The sequence below is a fragment of the Aneurinibacillus aneurinilyticus ATCC 12856 genome (assembly GCF_000466385.1).
In the GTDB taxonomy this organism is placed as follows: domain Bacteria; phylum Bacillota; class Bacilli; order Aneurinibacillales; family Aneurinibacillaceae; genus Aneurinibacillus; species Aneurinibacillus aneurinilyticus.
Genome location: NZ_KE952808.1, coordinates 1 through 14,582 on the forward strand (window position 1 = coordinate 1; position 14,582 = coordinate 14,582).

The window sequence follows — 14,582 nt, forward strand, 5'->3', positions numbered from 1 at the left end:
TAGAGCTTGCCCCTTTAGGGGTGGGAGAAGTCAATCCTGAAATATTAGGGTTATGGAATGAGAATTGTATAGAAACGGCAGAATGTGAGTTATCGGATGAAGATAAAGCAGCCATTCAAAATCAGCTCAAGGAATATTTTCAATCCGAGTTTGGAATGGTTTGCGTGGCGGTTGATGGAACCTCCAAGCTGGTTGGCTATGGTTTGGCATCGTTGAAAAAAGACCTGGTGTCACAAGCATATTACGGACAAATTGATGAATTGTACGTATTGCCAGAGTATCGAAGACAGAAAACCGCACAAGCTATTGTTGAAAAATTAAATCACTGGTTTCAATATAAAGATGCTTCCTTTGTTTATGTTTTCGTTGATTTGGATAATAAGCTGGCACAAAATTTTTGGGAAAGCAGCGGTTTAAGCAAAGAGTTTTATTTGATGTCTAATAATTAATTTTTTTGAAATAAATGGAATCTGAACGGGAATTCCGCCTCAGGACGGAGCCAAAATCATTCCCGGCTTCTAATCAGCACCCTTGGACGAGTACATTGTAAAAAGAGGAAAACATATGAACGCGTATGAACAGCAAGTAAAGTTTAAAACAGATGAAGTTCCTGTTTGAAACGGCAGGTATATACGGATATGATGTTACACAATATGAAGAAAGATTGTTTATCCTTCAAGTTTTTCAATTAGCATTCTCCAGTGATGAACACCGTCAGCGTACACTTGATATTATTGAGCATTGGGAAGCGCGCAAGCATGAATTAAAGGAACTTGATTGGCGTACTTTTCAACAAGAATACAGAGACTATATCGATTTTGTGAAAATGCTCCAATTATTACCTGGTATCGGTGCTGTAGTCGGGGCTTATGCCAACTATAATCTACTTGAACATCTGGGGGAGGTTACGATGAATGCATACCGCCTTCGCTTATTCAAATCAATGGAAGTATAAATTTTGATACCGTTGCTCATCAGGCAACAAAATTCAGATAGTCTAAAACAAAAAAAGCATGATCCTTTCCTTCATTTTAGCGAAAGGATCATGCTTTTTTGTGTGCAGGACAACGTTCATTTTGAGAGGTGTAAGTTACTTTTCATTTCAGAAAACATGGAGTGCAAAATTAACCCGTAAATTTTCCTCGACGCTTTTAATGGAATACAGTATTTATCTACATACTACATAATAAAAGCGGATACGGAGGCATAATCAATGAGAATCGTTATTTTAGGCGGAGGCTTTGGCGGATTAAACGCCGCTCTGTTACTGGGGAAAAAAACTCAATCATCTTTGTGTGAGATTGTTCTAGTTAGTGATACATCTCGCTTTGTATTCCGTCCTTCTCTGATCTGGGTTCCTTTTAATAACAGACAAGTTGAGGAAATATCTTTTCCGATCAATAAGATAGCGGAGAAAGTAGGGATTCGGTTTATACAAAAAAAAGTCGCATCAATTTTACCGAAGGAAAGAAAGGTACTGTGTCAAGATGGGACCCAGCTCGTATACGATTACTTAATTATTGCTGCAGGTGCCGTTCCTGACTGGGAAAAAATCGAAGGATTAAAAGGGAATACAGCATCTGTTTACGACACGCACGCTGCGTTGCAAACAAAAATACAGGTAGAGAAAATACAGTCAGGCCAGCCAATCATTATTGGTGTTGCGCAACAAAATCCTGCCCAGGGACCGGCTTACGAATTTTTGTTCGAATTACACACTTTTTTGCATAAACGAAATATCCGGTGCCCCATTACTTTTTTTACATATGAAAAAGAATTACTTAACCATCAAGGAAAAAGAGGTTCCTTGATTTTGGAAAATCATATGAAAGAAAAACAGATTTCTTATTACTGTGATGTATCGATTGCACAGGTACAGCCAGGATGCCTGCAGTTAAGCAATGGCATATCTTTTCCTTATTCCTTTTCCTTGATTTTACCTCCTTATAGGGGAGCAGATTTCATCTTCTCTTCACCGGATCTTGCTCATGAGAATGGCTTGCTTCCAACAAATAAAACGCTTCAATCCACTCAGTGGGAAAATATTTATGTTGTGGGGGATGCCAATGCGATGAAAAAATATAAATCCGGAAGAGCAGCCGAGATACAAGGAAAAATTGCGGCTGGGAATATTTTGAATCGCATAAAAGGAAATTCGCAGCAAGAGGAATATCATGCCGATATGTTATATTTGATGGAGCTTGGTACCGACGGCGGCCTATTTGTTATAAGATACCCGGGTTCAAAAACCGGTAAGCCTTATTTCGAATGGGCAGTAGACGGTTACCTTCCCCATTTGATGAAACTTGCCTTTGAAAGGTATTATAGCTGGAAGTTAAGTTGAAGTAGCTGCACAAAAAAGCGCCCGTATGGACGCTTTAGAGATTGAACCTATACTGCGCTCGTTTTTCCCTGCAAGGCAATCTTTAAGTAACAGGCGCTTCTTCAATGCGCTCCGGGTGTGTATATACATTAAGCGATGCGCCGCGAATAAAGCCGACGGCTGTAATGCCAAGTTCTTCAGCCAAATCGAGGGCAAGTCCAGTAGGAGCAGACTTAGATAGTACGACTTCACATCCGATTTTTGCTACTTTCAGGAGTACTTCCGAAGAAATACGGCCGCTGAAAGCAATGATTTTATCCTCGATAGAAATATTATGTTGCAAACAATGTCCGTAAATTTTGTCCAATGCATTGTGGCGCCCGATATCCATACGCGAGAGAATAATGCCGTTTTGATCACATAATGCGGCATTGTGCACGCCGCCTGTATTCTGGAATACATCCGATCCGCTCTGCATTAGATGGATCAGACGGAAGCAGTCTTCGGCGGAAAGCATCACGTTTTTTTCTGTCATTACTTTTGCTGTTCGTGCATCGTTGTAAAAATAAAAATTTTGTCGGCTTTTTCCGCAGCAGGATGTAATATAGCGCTTGGAGTAAAGTTGCTGGTTTATCTTAAGAGCCTTGCGTAGCTCCACATGTGCAAAGCCCTCCTGTTCCTGTACTAGTAAGCTTTTGATATCTTCATAAGAACGGATAACCCCCTCAGAAGCCAAAAAGCCAATAACGAGATCTTCGATGTATTCGGGCGTGCATACGACTGTTGCGAATTCTTCCTCATCGAGGAAAATCGTTACGGGAAATTCGCTCACTACATCATCTTCCTGCTCATGCATTTCGTTGTCCTGATAACGCAGAATGGTTCGTTTATCTACAATAGGCTGAATGATGGATCTCCCCTCCGTCCATTTGTAAATTTTTTCTCTCTCTATTTTATGCTTCTTATCGTTTAAGTCAAAATAAAAATTATGGCTACCTGTCTTGCGTTCCATGACAAAACATGCAATGCTAAAATCAGGGAGGAAGAATACGTATGGAAAAGTCTAATTATGCACGTATCGCTCATGAATTCAGCAATCTTGTCCGTGAAATCCGAAAAACACATGTTGGAAAGGGTCCTACTCATATTATTACCCGCTTTGTCGGGCCTTGGGCGATTTGCGAAATGAAGGGAAACCTGACGAGCGTAGAAAAGTTCATGAGCCGGACACAGGAAGGGCAGCGAATGATTCATGCGACCCGTACGGAGTTTATTAAGAAAATCTACGAAGATCTATCTGTTGGAAGACCGTTGGAAGAACTGGTGAATGCCAGGATGGTTACACTATTCGTCGATTTTCGGTTTGAACTGGATATTGCGATGACGGTTTTTGTTTTTGATCGTCCGCTAGGTCTAGACAGTGAATGAATTTGTGTCTATAATGTTAACATACATTCTAAAAAAAGAATGCTAGATGACATGAAAATGCATAGGGTTAGTTGTAGAGTAGATTGGTGAAAACGCATTCTTCCTGCTTCTTATCCGACTGCTTTTTTTATGTGACGGACTGGTTGCCGGTACTTGAGTGCCGAAGATTATTCCATCATGAAACGGTTGCTATAGAGATAAATAGTTCGGAGTCTATCCGAAATGCCTCTATGAATCCGTTTTGTGATGGAATTTTTTTTGTTTATGTAGATAAAGAAGCAGAAGCGGGCCAGTCTATTGAATTTGACGGACAAGGGGGAGGACAATGAGTACAACAACAAGGCTGTCTGTGCGTATTAACGGAAATGAGTATCAGGTCCATGAGGGACAGAACGTTGTCGATGTCATTAAAGAGCAGAATATCGACATCCCGCACATTTGCTATCATCCGAATCTGGGTACTATTCAGACGTGTGATACATGCATGGTGGAAATTAATGGGGAACTTGTGCGTTCCTGCGCAACAAAGGTTGCTCCTGGAATGAATATTGAGACCGAATCATTGGCAGCAAAGGCCGCCCAGGTGGAAGCGATGGATCGTATTCTTGAAAACCATCAGCTGTACTGTACCGTGTGTGACAACAATAATGGCAACTGCCGAATCCATAATACGGTTGAGATGATGGGGATTGAGCATCAATCGCGTCCGTATCAGCCAAAACCGTATGAAGTGGATATGTCGCACCCATTCTATCGGTATGACCCGGACCAATGTATTCTATGTGGCCAATGTGTAGAAGCCTGTCAGAATGTACAGGTAAATGAAACGTTGTCCATCGATTGGGAACGCGATCGTCCGCGTGTCATCTGGGATAATGACGTACCAATTAACGAGTCGTCCTGTGTTTCTTGTGGGCATTGTGTGAACGTTTGTCCATGTAATGCATTGATGGAGAAATCCATGCTGGGTGAAGCAGGGATTATGACGGACATGAAGCCTGCATTGCTGAACCCGATGATTGATTTAGTAAAAGAAGTCGAACCAGGCTATAGCGGTATTTTTGCCATATCCGAGTTAGAGGCAACCCTACGCGCTACCCGTACGAAAAAGACGAAGACTGTTTGTACATTCTGTGGTGTAGGCTGTACGTTTGAAGTATGGACAAAAGGGCATAAGGTTCTCAAAATTGAGCCGACTCCAGATGCCCCGGTCAATGGTATTTCTACTTGTGTAAAGGGCAAGTTTGGCTGGGACTTTGTTAATAGTGAGGATCGCTTGACGAAGCCATTGATTCGTAAAGGCGATGAATTCCATGAAGCAACGTGGGATGAAGCATTGAACCTCATCGTAAGTAAATTCAAAGAAATTAAAGACCGTGATGGTGCGGATGCGTTCGGATTCATCTCTTCCTCCAAGTGCACGAATGAAGAAAACTATTTGCTTCAGAAGCTGGCACGCTCCATTATCGGAACGAATAATATTGATAACTGTTCACGCTATTGCCAATCCCCTGCGACAACAGGCTTATTCCGCACAGTAGGGTACGGTGGCGATGCAGGTACGATTTATGATATGGCTGGTGCAGGGCTTGGTATTATTGTCGGTGCAAACCCGGCAGAGGCGCATCCGGTTATCGCAACGCGGTTAAAGCGTGCGCATAAGTTGAACGGGCGCAAGCTGATTGTTGCTGATCTGCGCAAAAATGAAATGGCGGAGCGCTCCGACCTGTTTCTTCGTCCTGCGCCGGGAACAGACCATGTATGGCTATCAGCTGTAACTAAATATATCATCGATCAGGGCTGGCATGATGTTGCCTTCCTGAATAAACGTGTTAACGGATTTGAAGAGTACAAAAAATCGCTTGAGAAATACACGCTTGATTACGCAGAGAAAACGACGCGCATCCCGCAAGAGCAGCTTATCGAGACAGCAAAAATGATTCATGAGGCCGATGGAACAGCCATTTTCTGGGCTATGGGCGTTACACAGCACTGTGGTGCGAGCGAGACCAGTACTGCAATCGCTAACCTTCTGCTTGTGACAGGTAACTTTGGACGTCCGAATGCAGGCGCATTCCCGCTTCGTGGTCATAACAACGTACAGGGAGCGTGCGATTTCGGTACGTTGCCGAATTTTTATCCTGGCTATGAATTAGTAACGGATGACGCTGTACGTAAGCGTTATGAAAAGGCGTGGGGTGTCTCCCTTTCTCCTGAAAAGGGATTGGATAATGAAGGCATGCTCAATGCGATTAACAAAGGTGAAATGAAAGCAATGTTCCTCATGGGTGAGGATATGGCATGGGTGGATGCGAACTCCAACCACGTTCAGTCAACCCTTGAAAAGCTGGAATTTTTCGTGGTACAGGATGTGTTTTTCACGAAAACAGCGCAATTCGCTGATGTTATCCTGCCAGCAAGCCCAAGCCTGGAGAAAGAAGGTACGTTTACGAATACGGAACGTCGCATTCAACGTATGTACCAAGCATTGGAGCCTCTGGGCGAATCCCGTCCGGATTGGCAGATCCTTACTGAGCTGGCGAACCGTCTTGGCGGAAACTGGAGCTACGCAAGCCCTGCTGACATAATGGCAGAATCGGCTAGTCTTGCACCGCTGTTTGCAGGTGTATCATATGAACGTCTGGAAGGGTTCAACAGCTTGCTGTGGCCTGTACAGGCGGACGGTACCGATACACCGCTTCTATATAAGGAGAGCTTCCCGTTCCCGGATGGAAAGGCACGCCTAACGCCGACTGATTGGATTCCGCCGGTACAAATGCCGGAGGAATATGATTTGTTCTTGAATAACGGTCGCCTGTTAGAGCATTTCCATGAAGGAAATATGACTAATAAATCCCAGGGGATTATGCACAAAGCGCCGGATACATTCGTTGAGATATCACCGGAGCTGGCACAAGAGCGTGGTGTCAAGGACGGTTCACTCGTCCGCTTGCAATCCGAGTATGGAGCTGTAAAATTGCGTGTCGTTGTGACCGATCGTGTACAGGGGAAAGAAATTTATGTTCCGATGAACTCGACCAGCGAGATTTCGGCTGTCAATCTATTAACCAGTAGCCATTCTGACGTGACAACGCATACGCCGGCATACAAAGAAGCTAAAGTTAAAATGCAGGTGCTTGAAGTGGAAGGCGAAAATCCGCTGCCGCGCATTAACTCACGCTTCGGAAAGCGAAATCCACAGCGTGGTGTAGAAGTAGAGCGTAAATGGCAGCGGAAAGATTATCTTACGCTTGAAACTGTCGGACAGGGGGAAAAATAAATGGCCAAACCGACAACTGTTATAAGAAAACATGAGCCGACGGAGGCCGAAAAACAGGCACAGGCGCTGGGTGATTTAGTGAGCTTTGTTGCCAAAAATGGCGACGCGCTAAAGGAAACACTCAAAGTGATTCAATTGCTGCATGAGAGCGGTGCGCTTGAAGTTATCGGTGCATTGATTCAATCACGTGAGAAAGTAATGGAAATCGGTGTTTCCCAGCTATCAAAACCAACGATGACACGTGGTGTTAACAATGTTATGAGTGCTGTCGGTATGCTAGGAGAACTGGAACCAGAGACAATTAAGAAAGTATTTGAAGGTATTGTTAATGGTATGCAACATTCGGCAGAAGAAGTGCGGGCAGGTAAGAAGACCGGAGTAATGGACTTGATGAAAGCTTACAAAGATCCGGACGTTAATCGGGCGCTGACGGTCATGCTTGGCTTTCTCAAAGGAATGGGGCAAAAGCTGTAAAGTGTATAAACAGAACAAAAGGCGGGATTTTGAAAGCATCCGCCTTTTGTTTTCTGTGTTTGATTATAGAAAAAATAAAGGGATAGTAGGGGGAGAAAAGTATGGCATTTCATCCACCACAACAAATTGCAAGAACTGCCGTGGAAATAGGTACGAAGAAGGCAAATATGTCTTTGGCAAACATGCTGGTGCTTGGCTTTTTAGCCGGAGCGTTTATCGCACTTGGTTTTCTGCTGGATATTCGTACAATTGGAAATTTACCGAAAGAATGGGGGAGCTTTGGCTCATTTCTTGGCGGAGCTGTGTTCCCGCTTGGACTTATACTTGTCATAATGGCTGGAGGAGAACTGTTAACCGGAAATATGATGACGCTGCCAATTGCTATGATGGCCCGACGGGTTACGGTAGGACAAATTGTACGTAATTGGTTCTGGATTACAATTGGTAACTTTATTGGAGCCGTGTTCGTTGCCTACTTCTTTGGCCATGTAGTTGGCTTAACGGAAGCTGGACCTTTCCTGGCTAAGACTGTAGCAATCGCGGAAGCGAAGCTACATGATACGTTTCTACAGGCATTCGTATCCGGTATCGGCTGTAATTGGCTCGTATGTCTTGGAGTATGGCTCGCCTTCGGTGCAAACGATATCGCAAGCAAGATTCTAGGAATTTGGTTTCCGGTTATGGCGTTCGTTACTATTGGTTTTCAGCACGTAGTAGCGAATATGTTTGTTATTCCGGCAGCTATTTTTGCTGGTAAAGTAACCTGGCTGGAATATTTAAGCAACTTTGTACCGGTCTTCCTGGGAAATGCGGTCGGTGGCGCACTATTTGTCGGAGCTGTATATTGGTTCACATACTTACGCGAAGAGAGAAAAGTAGAAGTACAACACAATTATGAAGCACTGAAAAAAAATGCATAATCAGAAAAGAGGGTGTTCCAAAAGTGATGGGACACCCTCTTTTATCCATAGCTTAGGTCCTTTACGTTGGATTTGGACAGGAACCACCTGTGCTTTCCAGTGTAAAGGATTTTTTAACGACTAAGAACTTGAAATTATTTCCTTAAATTTAATGCAACGCTAGTGATACTCACTAATTATTATGGTATAATTTTACATGGTCCTCAATTAAATCTCTACCAGGTCATGTTATAAAAGGAATAATACATAAGAGAAATCCTGAAGTTATAATCAATACCAGTGTTGTTACCCTAGACAAACTCTTCTTATAACCTTTATACCAACCTGAAAATTGTAGTTTGTTCCTGTACAAAACTAGGAGGATTAATAGATTAGCAAGACTGGCTAGTCCTAAGTAAAGATTGCTATCCACATCTACACCGATTACTGTGTAAATATTTCTCTCGATAACCCAAAGTATAGCATACCCAACGAGCAAAATTATAATAACACGTGTTACTTCTAATATCGCCCTCATATTTCCTCCTTTTATATGTATTACCTAGATTCCCATAAAATATTTTAATATGATATTTCAGGCTTAACATCTATGTTATGAAGTCTCCTCCCTCTTATCTTATTAATAAATTTAAGGTGATTAAAAATAACAATGAAAAATGGCTTTAGAATAGTCCCACCAATTAATGACCACCATATCGCTCGCGTATTTCCGATTAATGTATTTAGTCCGGATGGTTCAGTTACTAATATTGATCTATACTCTGGTCAACATGCCAAACTCATGTTATTAGCCTGTGAAGATCAGTATTTAAGCCGGGTGGTTGTTGAGGTATTAAATACATAAAAGAGGCTGTCCACAAAATTCTGTTTTTGAACCTTAACTTGATGGCTATGGGGTCAGCCCCTTTTCTTTACAATCTATTCTTTTTTGAATAGATTATGCTGATTTTCATAATTTTCTGCTGAGATTTTCGGACTTTATTCCTGCTTAAAGCTGAATAAAGCCCCGAAAATCAAGTTAACAGTTTCGAATCTATTTAAAATATTTTAAATCTTTACATATGGCACAAAATTTGCTGATTATATAATGCATTAGTCATAGTTTTACGAATCTTTCCACATGCAAGGAGGAGTGATCAATGCAAAAATCAGCAAGGCTAAAGCGTTCTTTGGGATTATGGCCGATCGTTATGCTTGGTGTCGGATATATGACCCCCATGGTTGTATTTGATACGTTTGGTATCGCTTCCAATGAGGCGAACGGACATGTCCCACTTGCCTATATTGTAGCCCTAGCGGCTATGCTTTTTACAGCATTCAGTTACGGTAAAATGGTTCGGGCATTTCCAAGTGCAGGTTCAGCTTATACGTATACACAGAAGACAATTAGTCCACATTTAGGCTTTCTGGTAGGTTGGTCAGCTTTAACCGATTATTTGTTGCTTCCGATGGTAAACGCTTTATTAACACAAATTTATATGTCTGCCCTGTTTCCTGAAGTGCCTGCATGGGTGTGGGTAGTGGGCTTTGTCGCCATGATCACGATTGTGAATGCGCTTGGGGCGAATACAACCGCTAATTTTAATACGATGCTTGTTATTTACCAGATTGTTTGTGTAGTCATTTTTGTTATATTAGCTATCAGGGAATTACAAGGCGGTATGGGTTATGGCAAAGTGTTTCCGTTGGAGCCTTTTTATACTCCAGATATGCAGATGTCAGCCATCATTGTAGGGGCAACGGTGCTTTGCTTCTCATTCCTTGGATTTGATGCGGTCACTACATATTCGGAAGAGACACCGGATCCGATAAAAACCATTCCGCGAGCAATTTTTCTTACTGCCCTTATTGGCGGGGTTATTTTTACGGTTGGTTCTTATTTTACACAAGCGGTATTTCCGGATATCTCACAGTTTAAACAGCCGGATGCCACATCGCCTGAAATCGCATTATATGTAGGCGGGAAGATATTTCAATGGTTTTTCCTGGCTGCCGCCCTTGCTGGAACGATTGCTTCTGGATTGGCTTCACATGCCAGTGTATCACGTCTGCTGTATGTAATGGGTCGCGATAATATTTTGCCCAAGAAACTTTTTGGGTATATACATCCTCGTACACATACGCCGTTATTTAATGTTATTTTCACAGGCCTTATATCTATGACAGCCGTTTTCTTTACACTTGAGATTGCGTCATCATTTATCAGCTTCGGAGCATTGATAGCGTTTACATTTGTTAATTTGTCCGTTATTTCACATTATGCATTAAAGAATAAGGAATATAAAACGATTAGCTCACTTGTGACTAATGTGATTGTTCCTGTGATTGGAGCCGCCTTTGTTGCTGTACTGTGGTATAATCTTGAATCGAATTCGTTTACTATGGGATTAATATGGCTAGGTTTAGGGGTTATATACTTGCTGTATGTTACGAGAATGTTCAAGGTACAGCCTACAGATATTCATTTTGAGGAGGCGAGCGAGAGCGCGTATATTGAAGAGGATGAAACCTCGCCTGTAACACGACAGGCTTAATAAATCTAATAGAGCAAAAAATATCCAAGTCTTTCCTGAAAAGGGGAGGCTTTTTTTATGGTAATGTAATCGTATACAAAAATGAATGGATTATGCGTACCCGCATAAAAATAGACGCTATATTTGACTAGATGATTTGCTATTAAAGTTTTCTGCAAAACATGCAACGCGCAAAATAGATGTCTGTATCCTTCCTCCTATTTAAAGATTGCAAATGTTTTAATGTTTGGCATTATAATTGCAGATTAAATTATATTGTCTTGTTCAACGTCGAAATTTGTCGGTTTTTATTTCGTTTTTGCATAAAGGAGGAGTGATCGATGCAGCAATCTGCGACATTAAAACGCTCTTTAGGATTAGGAGCTATCGTATTGCTGGGTATCGGGTATATGACCCCGATGGTAGTATTTGATACAGTAGGAATCGTTTCCGGCGAAACCGGAGGCCACGTACCGGCTGCTTACGTTATTGCTCTGGCGGCTATGCTATTTACGGCATTAAGCTATGGAAGAATGGTACGTGTTTATCCGAGCGCCGGCTCCGCTTATACGTATACACAAAAAGCCCTGAATCCTCATCTGGGGTTCATGGTAGGCTGGTCTTCCCTGATTGCTTATGTATTTCTCCCAATGACAAATGCATTCTTAACACAAATTTACATGTCTGCCCTGTTTCCTTCAGTACCAAGCTGGATGTGGGTTATAGGATTCGCTGCCTTTGTAACGATTGTTAATGCGATGGGGATGAAATCTACCTCCAATCTAAATACGTTACTCGTGGTTTTCCAGTTTCTCGTTATTGTTATTTTTATAGTTCTGGCCGCCCGCGCTTTGTATAATGGGGTTGGTTACGGGACTATCTTTACCATTGAACCTTTCTATAAATCAGGAATGGATACGAGCGGCCTGATCGCAGGTGCAACGCTTCTTTGCTTTTCTTTTCTTGGGTTTGATGCGGTAACAATGTACTCAGAAGAAACACCGAACCCGGTAAAAACGATTCCACGGGCTATTTTCTTAACAGCATTAGCCGGCGGTGTTCTTTTTATAACGGTTTCCTATTTTGTACAAGCACTGTTTCCAAGCGTGAACGATTTCCATGATCCAAGCTCTGCATCTCCAGAAGTTGCGCTAAAGGTCGCAGGTCAGCTTTTTCAAGCTTTTTTCCTTGCTGGTGCTTTGGCAGGTACAATTGCCTCAGGTCTTGCTTCGCATGCAAGCGTTTCCCGTTTGTTGTATGTAATGGGCCGCGATGGTGTCATTCCGCGCAAAATTTTCGGGTATGTGCATCCGCGTTTGCATACTCCGTTGTTTAACGTTATTATAGTAGGCATTGTTACTTGCTCTGCAATTTTATTTACGCTGGATACGGCAACGTCGTTTGTTAGCTTCGGTGGTCTTGTTGCCTTTACTTTTGTGAATCTGTGCGTTATTGCTCATTATGCGGTCAAGAAAAAGGAGATCAATTCTCCGATGAAAATTATCGTAAATGTCATTGCGCCAGTAATTGGTGCAGCGTTTGTCGGCTTGCTCTGGTTTAATCTTGAAGAAGTCTCGTTTAAGCTTGGATTAATCTGGACAGCCCTTGGTGTGCTTTATCTTATGTATTTAACGAAAATGTTCAAGCAAAAACCGGTAGATATTGCTTTTGATGAAGCCGAAGAATCTTCTTATATTGAAACGGAAGAAGATACCGAAACAGCAAGCAAGGAAAAAAGAAAAACAAGTTAAAAATCAATTAGAACTATAGGAAAAGAGGGCGCGCTGCTGCCCTCTTTTTGTTTTAACGGATGAATGAAGCAGCCCGCGAATTTTTCCTATTCTATACGAGCCCGCCTGCCGAGCGAATCATTTGTCGTACGCTGTCATAAAGCTTGGGCTGCATTACAACTGTAAGCAAAATATCCCGTCCTCTAATGGTATCGTCCGAACTGCCGCTCATACCACTAGCGCTCGGATGGGCAGCCATCATCACTCTGGCATCGGGATGAGCCGGTGTAGCATCCGTCGTTATGGATGCTAAGCCCGCGAATTTTCCGGTAATGGTGTTTGTGAAATGTTCCGGTTCCGGCCCGGGATATAATCCGATACGGTCGATTTGTAGATCGACAATGCCTTCTTGTGCAGCTAGTTGCTGACGGATATTCTCAGCCTGCTCCGGCGTATTGAAATAGGCGAGGATATATTTTTCATCCATATTTTATCGCTTCCTCTTTCCAGCATAAAGGCCTGTTTGCCTTATTATTTGCGGGCCTGTTTTTGTTTATGCGATATACTTACGCATGTGCTGGAAAGACATGGCGCATAAATACCCAGCAGAACATAAGCAGCAGGTTCAATATAATTAAGTAGAGAGCAAGCGCCAGCGAGCTGGTCGTACTTGTTACAAGCAGTACAAATGTGAGTGCACTTAACATTCGTCCCAGGCTGAAGGCGAATTCACGAATAACAATGTACTCTACGCGCAAATTGGCTTTCTCCATGCTTTCTCCAATAACATCAAAGCTTGTAGAGACGAGCGGTACCGAAAAAAAAGGGTAGAACAACGCCGTTCCGATACCGAGAAGGAGCAATGTGCCGAACCGAAGCTGAGTCAAGAGCGGCAGCACAGATACTGCCAGCATACATGCCCCGAGAAGAAGAAAACGCGCGCGTTTATGAGGACGAATCCATTTACCGACCGCATAATAGGACAAAAGCGAAAGAAACGAGGTCAAAAGTGCATAAAATCCAACCGTTAGCTCATTTGATGATACGACGAACACCAGCAGACCAACAAGAAATACGACTACGCCTTCTCGCAGTCCCCAGAAGAAGTAAGAAAAAACTACATAGTGCCATTTTGAGATGTTTTTTGTATCTGACCAAACACGGCCAAAGTCAAGTTTTCCCTCACATTTCCTACCGGAGATGAAAAAGCTGACGATAACTGCCAGCACGAAAATAATAAGCGAGAGGGAAAAAATGAATCTGTAGCCGTTGGCATGATGTGTCACCAACCATCCAGATAGAAAAGGAGCACCTCCAGTAGCCAGCGACATGAGAAGACCGTTTACTCCATTGAAGATGTCCCGGTTCTCCGGGCCGGTGATTTCAAAATACATTACATAATAGCCCAGCCAATAAAAGCCTGCTCCTATACCGAGCAACAAGCCGAGCGGAATAATGTGAGCCGTAGCAGACTTCCCCAGTAACAATACCGTAAGATAGAAAATCGTCATGATGAATACGCCCATTCGAATGCTTAACACCCGGTCCCAACGTTTGACGATATGGCTTCCGATCCAAAATGTTAAAGGAACGGCGAGAAAATTAAACATGTTAAATAATCCGATCATGGCATAGTCGCTCTTCACTTTCCACAGGTAGACGTTGACGAAGGTGTTGGAAAGCCCGATGGAGATGAGATACAGTGCATTCATCAGCAGCAGAAGCTTGGCCTGACCATCAAGTTTTCCTGTTTGTTCCATGAAAAAGCCCCTTTTGTAACAAAGTAAATCCTTCAAGATTAGCTTGTCCGTTCTGACTTGTCTTTGTCCAAGCAAACATTTCCAGTGAACACAACGCATAGAAAACAGAAATTTTTTCTGTTTTTAACTTCCCTCCGAAAGAAGTCTCCCACTT

The 14,582-nt window shown here is 42.6% G+C and carries 11 protein-coding genes and 1 pseudogene; 9 read left to right on the forward strand and 3 right to left on the reverse strand.

The window, feature by feature from the left end; all coding sequences use genetic code 11:
• The 3 genes and pseudogenes from HMPREF0083_RS14020 to HMPREF0083_RS14030 form a co-directional block, all read left to right on the forward strand.
• On the forward strand, positions 1-449 hold a 449-nt coding region (locus HMPREF0083_RS14020), incomplete at its 5' end, for a GNAT family N-acetyltransferase (protein WP_021622131.1).
• A gap of 149 nt (positions 450-598) precedes the next feature.
• Positions 599-955, forward strand: a pseudogene (locus HMPREF0083_RS14025) (EcsC family protein); the annotation flags it as partial.
• Positions 956-1,213: 258 nt separating this feature from the next.
• Positions 1,214-2,344: an NAD(P)/FAD-dependent oxidoreductase gene (locus HMPREF0083_RS14030; protein ID WP_021622134.1), complete on the forward strand. Its 1,131-nt coding sequence runs from the start codon at positions 1,214-1,216 to the stop codon at positions 2,342-2,344.
• Between the two features lie 82 nt (positions 2,345-2,426).
• Here HMPREF0083_RS14030 and fdhD read toward each other — a convergent pair whose 3' ends face one another.
• Positions 2,427-3,230: a formate dehydrogenase accessory sulfurtransferase FdhD gene (gene fdhD, locus HMPREF0083_RS14035; protein ID WP_245191344.1), complete on the reverse strand. Its 804-nt coding sequence runs from the start codon at positions 3,228-3,230 to the stop codon at positions 2,427-2,429.
• Positions 3,231-3,376: 146 nt separating this feature from the next.
• Here fdhD and HMPREF0083_RS14040 point away from each other — a divergent pair, with 146 nt between their 5' ends.
• The 6 genes from HMPREF0083_RS14040 (at position 3,377) to HMPREF0083_RS14070 (ending at position 12,689) form a co-directional block, all read left to right on the forward strand.
• Positions 3,377-3,751 carry a Na-translocating system protein MpsC family protein gene (locus HMPREF0083_RS14040; RefSeq protein ID WP_021622136.1) on the forward strand — a complete coding sequence of 125 codons (375 nt, stop codon included), beginning with the start codon at positions 3,377-3,379 and terminating at the stop codon, positions 3,749-3,751.
• Between the two features lie 325 nt (positions 3,752-4,076).
• Positions 4,077-7,031: a formate dehydrogenase subunit alpha gene (gene fdhF / locus HMPREF0083_RS14045; protein WP_021622137.1), complete on the forward strand. Its 2,955-nt coding sequence runs from the start codon at positions 4,077-4,079 to the stop codon at positions 7,029-7,031.
• Entirely contained in the window at positions 7,032-7,505 is a 474-nt protein-coding gene (locus HMPREF0083_RS14050; RefSeq protein WP_021622138.1) for a helical membrane plugin domain-containing protein, read from the forward strand.
• 101 nt (positions 7,506-7,606) lie between these two features.
• Positions 7,607-8,425: a formate/nitrite transporter family protein gene (locus HMPREF0083_RS14055; RefSeq protein WP_021622139.1), complete on the forward strand. Its 819-nt coding sequence runs from the start codon at positions 7,607-7,609 to the stop codon at positions 8,423-8,425.
• Positions 8,426-9,564: 1,139 nt separating this feature from the next.
• Positions 9,565-10,959 (forward strand): APC family permease, encoded by a 1,395-nt coding sequence (locus HMPREF0083_RS14065; protein ID WP_021622141.1) that lies wholly within the window; start codon positions 9,565-9,567, stop codon positions 10,957-10,959.
• A 320-nt stretch (positions 10,960-11,279) separates the two neighbouring features.
• On the forward strand, positions 11,280-12,689 hold the full coding sequence (locus HMPREF0083_RS14070) for an APC family permease (protein WP_021622142.1): 1,410 nt from the start codon (positions 11,280-11,282) through the stop codon (positions 12,687-12,689).
• Positions 12,690-12,780: 91 nt separating this feature from the next.
• On the opposite strand, the gene HMPREF0083_RS14075 is transcribed toward HMPREF0083_RS14070, so the two are convergent.
• A complete protein-coding gene (locus tag HMPREF0083_RS14075) occupies positions 12,781-13,155 on the reverse strand; it encodes a hypothetical protein (RefSeq protein WP_021622143.1) in 375 nt (124 codons plus the stop codon).
• Positions 13,156-13,234: 79 nt separating this feature from the next.
• Complete coding sequence (locus HMPREF0083_RS14080; RefSeq protein ID WP_021622144.1) at positions 13,235-14,428, reverse strand: MFS transporter; 1,194 nt, start codon at positions 14,426-14,428, stop codon at positions 13,235-13,237.
• Between the last annotated feature and the right edge of the window lie 154 nt (positions 14,429-14,582).

Bases quoted from the DNA above. Each gene is read 5' to 3' on its own strand.
- HMPREF0083_RS14030 (WP_021622134.1), top strand. From the start codon at position 1,214: ATGAGAATCGTTATTTTAGGCGGAGGCTTTGGCGGATTAAACGCCGCT.
- HMPREF0083_RS14040 (WP_021622136.1), top strand. From the start codon at position 3,377: ATGGAAAAGTCTAATTATGCACGTATCGCTCATGAATTCAGCAATCTT.
- fdhF (WP_021622137.1), top strand. From the start codon at position 4,077: ATGAGTACAACAACAAGGCTGTCTGTGCGTATTAACGGAAATGAGTAT.
- HMPREF0083_RS14050 (WP_021622138.1), top strand. From the start codon at position 7,032: ATGGCCAAACCGACAACTGTTATAAGAAAACATGAGCCGACGGAGGCC.
- HMPREF0083_RS14055 (WP_021622139.1), top strand. From the start codon at position 7,607: ATGGCATTTCATCCACCACAACAAATTGCAAGAACTGCCGTGGAAATA.
- HMPREF0083_RS14065 (WP_021622141.1), top strand. From the start codon at position 9,565: ATGCAAAAATCAGCAAGGCTAAAGCGTTCTTTGGGATTATGGCCGATC.
- HMPREF0083_RS14070 (WP_021622142.1), top strand. From the start codon at position 11,280: ATGCAGCAATCTGCGACATTAAAACGCTCTTTAGGATTAGGAGCTATC.
- HMPREF0083_RS14075 (WP_021622143.1), bottom strand. From the start codon at position 13,155: ATGGATGAAAAATATATCCTCGCCTATTTCAATACGCCGGAGCAGGCT.
- HMPREF0083_RS14080 (WP_021622144.1), bottom strand. From the start codon at position 14,428: ATGGAACAAACAGGAAAACTTGATGGTCAGGCCAAGCTTCTGCTGCTG.